Genomic DNA, 12319 nt, shown 5'->3' on the forward strand with positions numbered 1-12319 from the left:
AGGCTGCATTATCTGTGGGGGAATTCTAAGGAGCTGCCTGTAATCTGTACAGAATTATTTCCAGCTAATACGAGGCCGCTTCCATTAATCAATACTGAATCGCCACGGATAATCTAGACACTTCTGAATCGTTGATAATACTGGTTTTGATATTCTGTCGGTGACATCTGATCGCTCGAACCATGCCGACGCTTACTGTTATAAAACATTTCGATGTAATCAAAAATATCACTGCGGGCTTCTTCTTCCCGCGTTCCGTAGATCTTTTTCTTTATCCGTTCGCGTTTCAGCAACTGGAAAAAGCTTTCTGCAACCGCATTATCGTGGCAGTTACCGCGACGGCTCATGCTGCCCTCAAGTCTGTGTGATTTCAGGAATGATTGCCACTCATGGCTTGTGTACTGACTGCCCTGGTCCGAATGAACCAGCACCTGTTTTTGGGGATTACGCCGCCATACAGCCATCAGCAGTGCGTTCAGGACTATGTCGTTTGTCATCCGGGATCGCATGGACCAGCCGATAATTTTGCGTGAGAACAGATCAACAACCACGGCAATATACAGCAAGCCTTCGTGGGTCCTGATGTAAGTTATGTCCGTTACCCAACGCTCATCCGGAGCATCCGGATTGAACTGTCGCCGGAGCCTGTTGGGCGACACGATACTGACCTCGCCTTTACGTGCCTGCGGACTCCAGTAGCCGACCTGAGCCTTCATCCCGACACGTTTCATCAGTCGCCAGACTCTGTTGACTCCGCACTGTTGCCCGCTGTCCCGCAGATCCAGATGGATCTTGCGATAACCATAGATGCATCCCGATTCCAGCCAGAACTGTTTAATCTGTCCCGTCAGTCTCAGATCTGCCTGATGGCGTTGTGAATGCGGCTGCTGAAGCCAGGCGTAAAAACCACTGGGATGAACATCCAGCACCCGACAGAGCAGGCGAACAGGCCAGCAACGTGTGTTGTCACGGATAAAGGCGTACCTCAGTCGGACAGCTTTGCGAAGTACGCCGCGGCTTTTTTTAATATGTCCCGTTCGTCGGTAACCCGCTTCAGCTCTTTCTGAAGACGGCGGATCTCGGCCTGAGTATCTGACTGTTCTTTATGAGTGGAAGAATCCGGACCGTACTTCTTTATCCAGGCGTAAAGGCTGTGGGTGGTGATGTCAAGACGTGTTGCAACGCTGGAAACAGAATAACCACGATCAACAACCTGTTTGACTGCTTCAATTTTAAACTCTTCGGGACAACGCTTACCGCTCATGGGCACCTCTCTTTTAAGTCATCTTAAATGACTCTCAGGAGTGTGTTGAACCCGTGGCGATTCAGTTAAATATTGATAACCAGTGTTTAATAGGCTACTGGTTTTTTAATCACGTTAGAATTTATATATCATATTTAATATATTAATACCGAATTTTGTTTTGGAAGCTAATTGACTAAACATAGCTTAGCGTCCTGTTTTAAGTGCTTAATTTTAGGCTTCTTTTTCAATTTTCAACTAAAATTCAAAAATTCTACCCCTACCTTCTTTATGGTAAGTTTGCACAATTAATCACTCACAGTGAGTGAGCTGTTAGTTTTTTCTCCTTTATATAATTCTCTAGTTAGGAAAAGTCTGATACCATCATCTTTATATAAGACATATTTGTAGATTTGAGGGTCAGAATGGATATTAACTCTTGGAATGATATCGGTATGAAAGATCTTTTTTATGCGTTTAGAAAAGCTAAAGCTGATTGTTTTTTTGAAAATTCGATTTGTATATCAGAAGAGTTTGCAAAGTACGAAAATACTTTGGCTGATAACTTAAGGTACGTTCTTAATCGGTTACATGAAAATGATTTACGAAATTTACTTGAGGAAAATTTAGGCGATCTACATATAGTATCTAAAAAATTGTCCATCAACGAAAAAACAAAAGAGGTACAACAGCATTCTAAAATAAAATCTGATGGGCATATTTATTTTTCTTCATCACAAAGAGCTTTTGAAAATTTATTCAATAATTATGATCTTGTTCCTGAAATGAGAATGATAGGGAATTTTCCCGTAACAATGCATATCCTTTCAGCTCTCTGGATTAATAAGGTTGGCCATAAGTTTGATGCCGCTCTTTCACAATCATCTTATGGTTCGAGATTAAGAAGATATCGCCCGGAACCGGGAGGAATAAAAGGAGCATTAGGAGACTACCATTTAAATGCATTAGGCTCTTTTCAGCCATATTTTGAGCCTTACAAGAAATGGAGAAACCGGGGATTACAAGCCATTAGAACAGAGCTTGAGAATGAAAATGCCGTTATAGCTATATCAATGGATTTAACAAGCTACTACCATAATATAGATCCTTCCTTTATGAAGGATGTAAGTTTTTTGAATAAATTTAATATTAGACTAACTGATTGGGAACTAAATTTTACCATCGCTTTTCATACGGCTCTGAAAAAATGGTCTGAAATGGTAACTGAGAAGATGCATAATTACGGGTGTCCTAAAGGAAAAAATACTGGCGGGTTGCCAATAGGACTATCTATATCACGTATTCTCTCAAATGCCCTTTTGATCGGATTCGATAGAGATATCGAGCAAGGCTTAACGCCTATTTATTATGGGAGATATGTTGATGATATTTTTTTAGTTATTAAGGATCCGCTGACTTTAAATAACACGAATGATTTGTTTGATTTTTTTGCTAAAAGGACTGAATCTTTTCCGAAAGCAAGTAAGATTAAAGACGGTGAGGTTTTACTTAAATTATCTGGGGAATATCAGAAGAAAACAAAGCTTTTATTACATAAAACAAAACAGAAGGCCTTTTTCTTGCAAGGGCAAGGAGGGCTCGATCTATTAAGTAATATTGAATCTCAAATCCGTAGCGTATCAAGCGAAAGACGGCTTATGCCTTCTCCTGATAAATTGGAATCAATGGCTTCTGCAAAAGTTCTTACTGCAGCGGGACAATCTTCAGAAGAAGCTGATACGCTTAGACGTGCGGATGGTTTGGCAGTCCGCAGATTGAGTTGGTCAATTCAGTTAAGATCCGTTGAAATTTTGGCTAAAGATCTACGTTCGCAAGATTGGAAAAAAGAACGTTACCAATTTTATGAATTCTCTCATAGCCATATATTAAGGCCTGATAAAATACTTAATCACTTGGATTATTTACCAAGGCTTCTCTCCCTGACTGTTGCACTTAACGATTGGGATGCAGCACACAGATTGCTCATAGCAACAATAGGTTCTATTGAAGAATTAAAGAGAAAAATTACTTCCTCAATCAAAATAAATGGGAAATTAGCTAATAAAAATATATCCCATGTTTGGGATATTCTAATTAGCACGACCTATTTTTATGCGAAAGATGCCTTGCTTCGCTCATTGAGTTGGGATTCAAGCACTCGCCACATGCAGCCTTTAACATTGATGGCAAAAAAAGTTTGTAAGCGAGTAGGCTTAGATGTTGACGTTGATAAAATCAGTGAACTGGCCTTGATGCTTAGAGAGTCTGATTGGTCTAAAATCGCGTATAAAGTTCATCTCAATAGACATGCATTACGGCAAAGAAATATAACTACAGATGAAGCTTCTCTATATGGTTTATATGAATATGAGAATGATCTTGTTAATTTCCTTGAGAAGTCTTCTTTAGCAGGAAAAGGGCTTAGTATTTCCAGAGTTAATCCGAAATGCAAATCAAGTAATCTTATAAAAGGCGAGTTATCATTACTTCCTTATCTTTTTCCTACAAGACCATATAGCGCTCAAGAAATATCACTTTACCTTCCAGAAAAATGTGTATATGGGAATGATGGTGATCACGCCGTCTACTTATGGTCTACATATGTACGTGCTATAAGGGGTATTTGGGTTCTAGATGGTTTCTCTAAAAACGCTCATGTAAGCCTGATTAAAAACCCGCATGGTCTTGATACAGGTGATCAAGATAAACTCATCTTTGCTAATATTGGAAGAAAAGGGAGTAATAATGATGTTAGGCTGGGTATTAGTAGTCTCCTCACAACTGAGTATAGTTATGATGCAGCTGCTAATGGTAAGTCTGATATATCTCGTGAGAGATACAAAACTATCGAAAGAATAGTAAATCAGGCTATTGATGCCTACCCGCGGCCAACTCATTTATTATTGCCTGAGCTGTCTCTACCAAAAAGATGGATTAATACTGTCTCAAGCTTTCTTTTGGAGGCTGGGATAAGCTTGATTGCTGGTCTGGATTATTTCAAACCAACTGATGAAACGATATATAGTGAAGCTGTGCTTATCTTGATTGACGATAGATTAGGTTTCCCATCATCTGTTCAAATAAGGCAGCCAAAATCCTATCCTGCCCCCGGAGAAGAGGAAAGACTCAAAAAATTCTTTGGGCTAGATTGGGCTAAGGATGTAGAGAAAATAAAAAAAATAATCTATAACCACTTTGGTTTTCATTTCAGTGTTCTTGTTTGCTCTGAGCTGCAAAATATACGTCATCGCCAAGCTGCACAAGGGCAGATTGATTGTTTAATGGTTCTTTCTTGGAATCAGGATATTGAGTCTTTTTCATCACTTGTAGAATCTGCTAGTCTTGATGTGCATGCTTATATAGCACTTGTCAATAATAGAGCCTTTGGTGATAGTAGGGTTAGGTCTCCTGCAAAGAAATCTTATAGCCGCGATATATGCCGTCTTAGAGGAGGTGAAAATGAACATGTTGTAGTTGCAAGTATTGATATCGAAAAACTTCGTTCTTTTCAAAGTCGTGACAAGAGATGGCCTAATGAAAAAGATCCATATAAGCCAGTGCCTGAAGGCTATTCTATTTCAACATTAAGGAAAAGAATCCCTAAGTAAAATTTTGGATGGGAGGGAAACATGACATGTTTGGAAACTGGATGGGTAGTATTGTTAAAATTAAGTTACTGGAAAGATCTGACAACAATACTAACTCCATTCATTACCATGGTTGGGGTTATATATGCGGCAAGGCAAATATATATATCTAAGCAGGAAGCACGAAGGTCTACGGCTTTTGCTGTTTACAATGATTATTTGAAAATGTGTATGGATAAGCCTTATTATGCACGTGGAATTTTAGTAAACGACCCTAGCTATAACGATGAGTATAAGTGGTTTGTAAGCCGGATGCTTTTTACTTTTGAACAAATTGTAGAAACTTGCAATCATAAAGCAGATAGCTCTTGGAACACTACGATTTCGCATCAATTACGTAGGCATAAATCACATTTAGAAGTCTCTGGAACTGTTTCAAGGAAAGAGTGGGGGGCTACTTTATTAAAATTAATAGATGAAGCTACTTCTAGCTAATTTTACAATATAATCCTGCTTGAAATTAGTAAGCAGGATTACTACACCCAATGTGGATGCGGCTTTGGGTCAACGGTTTTAGTTTTTTTCAAACGCTTAACTTTAAATCGTGTAGTGTGCTCTAGGATATATTGATATGCATCTTGCTATTAAAGAGTAAATAATTCGTTTAATCTTACTCCCAAACCATCTGCAATCACCGCAATAACCTCCAGCGTAGGGTTTCTCACTCCACGCTCAATCCCACTAATATAAGTACGATCCAACCCGCATTTATCAGCAAAAGCTTCCTGCGAAAGCCCAAGCTCTGTGCGAAGTTGTCTGACCCTTTGTCCGAATCGGACCGTAATGTTGTTTGAATTTTTCATGACCGACAGCATCAAACTTCGTTGCTTATCAGACCACGGACGATGAGTCACATATGAGGTGGAATTATTGATCCCCTCGACAAGATTACGACTTAGTTTGTTTTGCTAAATGCAAACAGTGAGGCGAGGTCGGTATGCAGAGCAGTCGCGAGGATATAAAGCACTTCTAACGTTGGGTTTCTTGTGCCGCGCTCGATGCCGCTAATGTAGGTGCGATCGAGGCCGCATCGTTCAGCAAAGTTTTCCTGAGAAAGACCTGCCTGAAGTCGCAGCGATCTTACTTGTTGCCCAAGCAGGCTTTTGATGTTTTCAGAATTTTTCATGCGAGAAGCATCACGTTTTGATGACTATAAGTCCACGGACTATTAGTCACAATGGTTAAGCCCCGTGCTACTATGTGACTTATAGTCGACACGAAAGGAGAAAGCATGGAACATCAAGACTGGCACCCGGCCGACATCATTGCGGGCTTACGCAAAAAAGGAACCTCACTGGCAGCGGTATCTCGTGAATCGGGGTTGGCATCATCAACTCTCGCCAACGCCTTAACTCGACGCTGGCCGAAGGGGGAGCGGTTAATTGCTGAGGCACTCGATACGCAGCCGGATGCGATCTGGCCATCGCGCTATCGACGGGATAAACAGGAACAAGGTATTCAGGAAGAGCAGGGCGCGTAAATTCTCGTGCTATTAACAAACAAAAGTGGCCTCAATACGAGGCCGCTTCCATTAATACATCCACTTCTCCACCACCTCATCCCCGAGCCGTTCGCGCAGCAGTTCCTCATTCTCCTCCTCGCCGTGGGCTTCGAGCAGGCATTTAAACATCAGCGCGTCGAGATACTGCCCGGCATCGCGGAATATCTGCGTCAGCATCGGCGAAGTGTCGTGGTCGAAATACCACACTTCGCCGGTTTCGCGGTGAAAGCACCACAAATTACCGTTGCCGAGATAGTCGCCAAAGGCGATCAGGTTGTTAACCAGCTTCCACTGCGGGTCATCCTGCGGCACATCCTCAAGGATATCGCTAATGCCAGGGTAGGCTGCCAGCAGTGGTTCAATGGCGGCGTATTGCGCAGGCGTCACGCTGCACAGCGTTTCGGCGAGGTTTAGTTCACCAATCTGCTGATGATAGGTGCGCAACACCGACGGCAGCGGGCAGCCGATGCGCTGCTCAAGGTCAGCAATCTCCGCGTCGCTGGCGGGTGTGGAAGGCGCAGGATTATCCCACTGATCGCGCCAGGCGTGCACACAGTCGCGCCACCAGGCAAGGCGGGCGTGCTGATCGGTAAACTCCGGCCAAACCAGCGGCGGAAGCGGGCAGTTATCGCTCTCATTACTCATTGTTGGGCGCTCTCAATTAATAGCTCTGGCTGTCGACGCTAAAAAGATAGTTGATATCAAGGTCGGCTGCGGGCTTCGCATCGTCGTTTTTCTCCAGCACAAACTCAAATGCTGGCTGATAGTCATCCTCGCGGAACACTTCACCCGCAAGGATCTCCACCGAATAGGTGCCGTTTTCGAGCGTGATATGCGGGCGGTTCGGCGCTTCATAGCGCTGCAATAACGCGCTGATACTTTTATCGTTGAAGTCGTCGAGAATGCGCCAGGTAAAGAGCTGCACCTGCCCATGCTCGACGCGCAGCGTGTAACCTGGGCGGCGGTGCTGGAGATTGTTTTTCGCTTTCAGCAGTTCCGGCGTCTCGGGCGGCAGGGTGAATATAATGGTGTAGGGGTAGTTTTCAACGCCCGTCATCGGGATCAGCACGCCTTCCAGCACCGCCTTATCGCCGCTCTCATTGCGGGTAAACTCCGTTGCCAGGTCGTCAGCGAGCTCGTTGTCATCTTTGAACTTTTTCAGCAGGCGGATATCGGCAAGCAGAAAGTAGTTCACCAGATCGTTCAGCACTTCATTGCATTCATAGCGCACGCGTTACCCTTAGATTTATCTCGTTGTACAGGGATTGTTACTGCTCTGAAAGGTACGATCACCTACTTGATCAGGGGGGCGACTCTGTGCGGCAGAGGCATAATCAGCTATAAACAGGCGTAAAGGTCGGCGTTTTGCGCATCCGGCAAACATCAGGAATTCAATACAAGGAATATGAGTATGCAGCGATGGTTAGCAAAAATCCTCGGTAAACAAGGGGCTGCAGAGCAGGACGCACCTTTCCCGCTTCCCTGGCCGGGGGACAGGCAGAGCATCTACCACTTTATCTCCCCTTATGCAGACGGCAGCGCGCCGTTGCCGGAGCAGGCGCAGACCCTGCCGGATGAAGATACCCTTGAAGGCGAGCTGCGCTGGGTCGCGGGCGGCATGGACGGTGCGTTCGGTCACCACGGCGGCGGCGCAGACGCAGAAGAGGCGGCAGATGAGATTATCAGCGCGTTAAGCGCCGTGCTGCGCAAACCCTCCCCGGCCAATATGAACACCTTCTATGCGCTGCTGAAAGCGCGCCCGCCGCTCGATTACATCGATATTTTGACCGACAAACTGCCGGAAGTGCCTTCGCTCTCGCCGCAGCAGGTTCACGACCTGATGGTATGGCTGGCGACCAACAGCCCGGATCGCAACGCGGTCAAATGCGCCATTGCACTGCTGGCCTTTTTCCCCTCCGACGAAAATCGGGCGCTGGTGACCACGCTTGGGCTGCATGAGGAGTTTACGCTTTTTACCGCCGTCGCCCTGCGCAACATGCTGCCGGAAGAGGCATTTGATGCAACGCTGACGGCGCTGGCGAAACGCGTAACTGGCTGGGGGCGTATTCAGCTTATTGAGCGCCTGCCGGATGAGGTCTCGCCCGCCACACGAGAGTGGCTGCTGCGCGAGGGCTACTCCAATTCGGTGATGGATGAGTACACCGCCTGGGACTGCGCCACCAAAGGGCGCTTGCTGGCGGCGCTTTCGGTCGACGCGGTGGATGATGGCGTGCTGACCGGCGCGGGCGATATTCTTGCGGCGCTGATTGCCGGCGGCCCGGCGCGCGATATTCATGACTACCCGGAAGGCGCGCAGGCCTGCCATCGTTACCTCACGCTGCTGCGCCGCAGTCAAAACGACGATCTGCGCAACTTGCTCAACACCAGCGCCATTGGCGCGTTTGCCGGTGATGAAGATAACAACTGGGAGACGCTGCAGGTGGAAGGCTGGAGCGATGAGATCCGTCAGCAGATTGCAGAGGATGTAGAGGCGATCGTCGCACAGGAGAAGTGGCTGATGCGCGTGCAGCAGGATTTAACCGCCTGCGATAACGGCGATTTTTACCTCGCCCTGCGCGCAGCGAAGCTATTAGGCATCGATACCTGGGAGCAGGTTTTTGCCCGTCAACAAACGGTGCCCAATGAAGCGAACTGGTACGAACTGATGCAGACCGAAAGCCCGCAGCGCATGGAGCGCATTCTGCAACTCGCTGAGCAGCAGCTTGATCTTGCTGCCATTGCCAGCGGGCCAGATACGCTGATGGGCCTTGGCGCGGAGTATCGCCAGCACGGCGCGCTCGATTTTATCCTCCAGGATCTCAACCGTTTTCCCGGTATGGGCTGGTCGCTGATTAAAACCGGCCTGCGCAGCCCGGTGGTGCGTAACCGCCTGATGGCGCTCAACGCGCTGGAGGGCTGGCCGGAAGAGCAGCTTCCGGCAGAGCTGCATGGCATGCTGGAAACCGCCTTCCACGCGGAGCCGGATGATAACGTGCGTGCGCGGTTAGAGAAGATGCTGGCAGAAGAGTAATTTGAGTTGAACGGATGCCGAAGCTCGCCATATGGCGGGCTTTTTTATTTGGCTGCCATCGGCAGGCTCATACCGACAAATCCACCCGCAAATTCTGTATAGGCTAAAGGCAATTAATCAACGCGATGACAGGAGCGCGGAATGTTTTCTCATATGCGAATTGCCAGGCCGGTGACCAACCTGGAGCAGGCTTATCAGCAGTACAGCAAAGGATTAGGGCTGAAGCGTATTGCGGACTTCAGCGATCATGATGGTTTCAGCGGCGTGATGTTAGGCCGGGAAGGATTGGGCTGGCATATGGAATTAACCCTCTGCCACCATCATCCGGTGCAGCCTTCACAGACGGACGAGGATTTGCTGGTGCTCTACTACCCCGACAAAGCGGAGTGGGAGGCGGCCTGCGCAACGATGCTGGATGCCGGTTTTATTCCGGTGGCGTCGTTTAACCCCTACTGGGATCGTAACGGGCGCACCTTTGCCGATGCCGACGGCTACCGGGTGGTGATACAGAATCAGGCGTGGGTTAACGCTGAGTAAAAAGCGGCAGATTAGCTCTGCTCTGGCCGATCGGCTGTCAGGTCATCACCTGTGGCCACAGCGGGCGTCTCGTCCGACTCTTTGCTGACGGCGCGCGTTAATTCGACCTGCTCATGAAACTTCACCAGCAGCAGCTCGGCGTCGGATTGCAGCGCGGCGTCGGGCGTCTCCAGCACAGAGTTGATCGACTTATTAATGCTCGCCACCATTTCATCCAGCCCGCCGCCTTTGCCGACGGTCAGCGTCAGGGCGGCAACGATAAGCGACTGCGCCTCAATCTGGGCGGTCAGCTCTTTCATCTGCGCATCCATCCTGGACATTTTAATTAGCATACTCAGTATGACGTTTTTCATGGCCTACCCATCTGAAGATATTATTTCAGACGAATATTACTCCGGGATGCAATGAATTCAATGACACTATTTGTGAATACGCGATCTTGTATACATTAAATGTATATATGTATGACAAGTTTGCGGTAACCCGTTGAAAATTATCGCTTCTGAGGCGATCCCTCGCCTGACGGTAACCTGTCAACGCGTTGCTATATTAGGTACGGATCTTCCACTCCAGCCAACTACTCATCTCCTGGGCTGGAAGCGGGCGGGCATAGAGATACCCCTGCGCCTGGTCGCAGCCATACTTCTGCAACGTTTCGCCGGTCTGGGCGTTTTCCACCCCTTCCGCCAGCACAACGTAATCGAGCTCTTTCAGCATGCCGATAATACTGCGGGCGATAATGCGCGAAGCGGTATCTTCCGACAGTTTAGAGATCAGGCTCTGATCCAGTTTGATAATGTCGATCGGCATACGGCGCAGGTAGCTGATGTTGCTATAGCCAGTGCCGAAATCATCGAGCGAAATGGGGAAGCCGCGCAGTTTCAGCATCTCCAGCCCTTTCAATGCCGCCGCGCTCTCAATAATGCGCTCGGTTTCCAGACACTCAATGCCGAGCAGGCTGGTGGGCAGGCGGGCGCGGATCATGCGTGCTTCGAGGCTGTCGGCAAAGCCGGGCGCGGAGATATCCTGAATACTCACGTTAACGGAGACCGGCAGCGCAAGCCCGAGCGCATGCCAGGCTGCCAGTTGGGTAATTACATTGGCGATAACCCAGCCTGTCAGATCCTGTAGCAGACCGGCCTGCTCAGCAAAGGGAATAAACATCCCCGGCGAGAGTTCGCCTTTTTGCGGATGTCGCCAGCGGATCAGCGCTTCAATGCCAACTGGCGCATCGGTTTGCAGACACATTTTCGGCTGGTAGACGAGGTAGAGCCCTGACAGTTTGCCGTCAATGGCCTGCGACAGCTCCTTCATCAGCACCGGCATGGCCGCTGCATCCTCATCAATAATGGTTTCCGGCAACTGGAAGGTGTTCTGGCGGATGCGCTCATGCAGGGCATGCACGGCTTTATTGAGCACCTCTCTGGCAGATACATCGCCGGGGGTAAAGTTTTTGCCTGCGGTGTGAACGCGGAACTCGACGGTAATGCCTGGCTCCAGCTCGGCGCTGACGCCCTGCAACCGGCTGGCGATGGCGCAGGCCGTAATGTTGTCCGACGCACGCGTCAGCAGGGCAAAGCGGCCCGTCGCCACCATATAGAGTTTGCCGCACTTCAGCGGGCGCAGGCGCAGAGGGAGCATAATCGCCATATCGCGCAGCAGGTTCTCTACCGGAGCCATGCCGCGGGTACGCGCCAGTTCGAAAGCACGGGGCATGTCGATACAGTCAATCAGAATCAGGTTACGCTCGGCGGTATCATTCGCCGCGTTCAGCAACTGGATATCGCGCAGCAGATGCAGCTTGTTCGGCAGCCCGGTAATGGCATCCGTCAGGCCAGCATAGTGCCAGGCTTCCAGAAACGACATCGCCAGTTCGCCCAGCAGCCGCAGCGTATCGATCTGCTCTTTGGTCACCGTATGGGGATTGGTATCCACCACGCAGAGCGTGCCGAGCGTAATGCCATCGCGGGTGGTCAGCGGCACCCCCGCATAGAAGCGGATAAAGGGGCTGGCAACGGTCAGCGGATGCGTGACAAAACGGGCGTCTTGTAGAGTGTCCGGCACAATAAACGGATTACCGCTGTCGACGGCATAACGGCAGAAAGAGTTAACCCGCGACGAGGTCTCCAGCTGGAAGTTAATCGCGGCCCGCACATACTGATTCTCATCATCGAGTACGGAAATAAAGCTGCCGGGTATTTTTAACATTCTGGCGGCGAGCTGGGTAATTTTACGCAGCACATCATCGCGACTGTCATCCGGGTTCAGCAGGGCCTGTAACGCCAGAAAATGGCGCTCTTTGTCGTCGCCGATATTGAGTAACATTGTTGCCTCCCAACCGGCTGTGGACGGTGGGTAAA

At 48.4% G+C, this 12319-nt stretch carries 12 protein-coding genes; 5 read left to right on the top strand and 7 right to left on the bottom strand.

Features of this window, described 5'->3' with window-relative positions:
- Positions 1 to 113: 113 nt before the first annotated feature.
- Positions 114 to 1264, bottom strand: a protein-coding gene (locus IAE50_RS12980; RefSeq protein ID WP_200580429.1) for an IS3 family transposase whose coding sequence is annotated in 2 segments (ribosomal slippage) — positions 114 to 1027 and positions 1027 to 1264 — 1152 coding nt in all. Because the reading frame shifts where the segments join, the coding sequence is not laid out codon by codon here.
- 404 nt (positions 1265 to 1668) lie between these two features.
- On the opposite strand from IAE50_RS12980, the gene IAE50_RS12985 reads away from it, so the two are divergent.
- Together IAE50_RS12985 and IAE50_RS12990 are read left to right on the top strand one after the other, a co-directional pair.
- On the top strand, positions 1669 to 4851 hold the full coding sequence (locus tag IAE50_RS12985) for an RNA-directed DNA polymerase (protein ID WP_200580430.1): 3183 nt from the start codon (positions 1669 to 1671) through the stop codon (positions 4849 to 4851).
- A gap of 21 nt (positions 4852 to 4872) precedes the next feature.
- The gene (locus IAE50_RS12990) at positions 4873 to 5325 is read left to right on the top strand and encodes a hypothetical protein (RefSeq protein WP_200580431.1); all 453 of its coding nucleotides are present in this window, start codon (positions 4873 to 4875) and stop codon (positions 5323 to 5325) included.
- Between the two features lie 149 nt (positions 5326 to 5474).
- Here the strand turns inward: IAE50_RS12990 and IAE50_RS12995 are convergent, their stop codons facing one another.
- The gene (locus tag IAE50_RS12995; RefSeq protein ID WP_200580432.1) at positions 5475 to 5693 is read right to left on the bottom strand and encodes a helix-turn-helix domain-containing protein; all 219 of its coding nucleotides are present in this window, start codon (positions 5691 to 5693) and stop codon (positions 5475 to 5477) included.
- A 92-nt stretch (positions 5694 to 5785) separates the two neighbouring features.
- Positions 5786 to 6016, bottom strand: coding sequence for a helix-turn-helix domain-containing protein (locus tag IAE50_RS13000; protein ID WP_200580433.1), 231 nt, complete (start codon positions 6014 to 6016; stop codon positions 5786 to 5788).
- Positions 6017 to 6121: 105 nt separating this feature from the next.
- Between IAE50_RS13000 and IAE50_RS13005 the strand changes: the two genes are divergently transcribed.
- Positions 6122 to 6370, top strand: a complete 249-nt coding sequence (locus IAE50_RS13005; protein WP_200580434.1) for a helix-turn-helix transcriptional regulator — start codon at positions 6122 to 6124, stop codon at positions 6368 to 6370.
- A gap of 51 nt (positions 6371 to 6421) precedes the next feature.
- Here the strand turns inward: IAE50_RS13005 and IAE50_RS13010 are convergent, their stop codons facing one another.
- Positions 6422 to 7036, bottom strand: a complete 615-nt coding sequence (locus IAE50_RS13010; RefSeq protein WP_200580435.1) for an SMI1/KNR4 family protein — start codon at positions 7034 to 7036, stop codon at positions 6422 to 6424.
- A 16-nt stretch (positions 7037 to 7052) separates the two neighbouring features.
- Positions 7053 to 7622, bottom strand: a complete 570-nt coding sequence (locus tag IAE50_RS13015; protein ID WP_200134689.1) for a hypothetical protein — start codon at positions 7620 to 7622, stop codon at positions 7053 to 7055.
- Positions 7623 to 7802: 180 nt separating this feature from the next.
- Here IAE50_RS13015 and IAE50_RS13020 point away from each other — a divergent pair, with 180 nt between their 5' ends.
- Both IAE50_RS13020 and IAE50_RS13025 read left to right on the top strand, forming a co-directional pair.
- Positions 7803 to 9422 (top strand): hypothetical protein, encoded by a 1620-nt coding sequence (locus tag IAE50_RS13020; protein WP_200580436.1) that lies wholly within the window; start codon positions 7803 to 7805, stop codon positions 9420 to 9422.
- Between the two features lie 141 nt (positions 9423 to 9563).
- Positions 9564 to 9959, top strand: coding sequence for a VOC family protein (locus tag IAE50_RS13025; RefSeq protein ID WP_200580437.1), 396 nt, complete (start codon positions 9564 to 9566; stop codon positions 9957 to 9959).
- Positions 9960 to 9970: 11 nt separating this feature from the next.
- Here the strand turns inward: IAE50_RS13025 and iraP are convergent, their stop codons facing one another.
- Both iraP and IAE50_RS13035 read right to left on the bottom strand, forming a co-directional pair.
- Complete coding sequence (gene iraP, locus IAE50_RS13030; protein WP_200580438.1) at positions 9971 to 10312, bottom strand: anti-adapter protein IraP; 342 nt, start codon at positions 10310 to 10312, stop codon at positions 9971 to 9973.
- A 196-nt stretch (positions 10313 to 10508) separates the two neighbouring features.
- Entirely contained in the window at positions 10509 to 12284 is a 1776-nt protein-coding gene (locus IAE50_RS13035; protein WP_200580439.1) for a GGDEF domain-containing phosphodiesterase, read from the bottom strand.
- Positions 12285 to 12319 lie beyond the last annotated feature (35 nt).

Origin of the sequence: Kosakonia sp. S42, assembly GCF_016624785.1 — a bacterium.
Classification (GTDB): Bacteria; Pseudomonadota; Gammaproteobacteria; order Enterobacterales; family Enterobacteriaceae; genus Kosakonia; species Kosakonia cowanii.

Bases quoted from the DNA above. Each gene is read 5' to 3' on its own strand.
- IAE50_RS12985 (WP_200580430.1), top strand. From the start codon at position 1,669: ATGGATATTAACTCTTGGAATGATATCGGTATGAAAGATCTTTTTTAT.
- IAE50_RS12990 (WP_200580431.1), top strand. From the start codon at position 4,873: ATGACATGTTTGGAAACTGGATGGGTAGTATTGTTAAAATTAAGTTAC.
- IAE50_RS12995 (WP_200580432.1), bottom strand. From the start codon at position 5,693: ATGAAAAATTCAAACAACATTACGGTCCGATTCGGACAAAGGGTCAGA.
- IAE50_RS13000 (WP_200580433.1), bottom strand. From the start codon at position 6,016: ATGAAAAATTCTGAAAACATCAAAAGCCTGCTTGGGCAACAAGTAAGA.
- IAE50_RS13005 (WP_200580434.1), top strand. From the start codon at position 6,122: ATGGAACATCAAGACTGGCACCCGGCCGACATCATTGCGGGCTTACGC.
- IAE50_RS13010 (WP_200580435.1), bottom strand. From the start codon at position 7,036: ATGAGTAATGAGAGCGATAACTGCCCGCTTCCGCCGCTGGTTTGGCCG.
- IAE50_RS13020 (WP_200580436.1), top strand. From the start codon at position 7,803: ATGCAGCGATGGTTAGCAAAAATCCTCGGTAAACAAGGGGCTGCAGAG.
- IAE50_RS13025 (WP_200580437.1), top strand. From the start codon at position 9,564: ATGTTTTCTCATATGCGAATTGCCAGGCCGGTGACCAACCTGGAGCAG.
- iraP (WP_200580438.1), bottom strand. From the start codon at position 10,312: ATGAAAAACGTCATACTGAGTATGCTAATTAAAATGTCCAGGATGGAT.
- IAE50_RS13035 (WP_200580439.1), bottom strand. From the start codon at position 12,284: ATGTTACTCAATATCGGCGACGACAAAGAGCGCCATTTTCTGGCGTTA.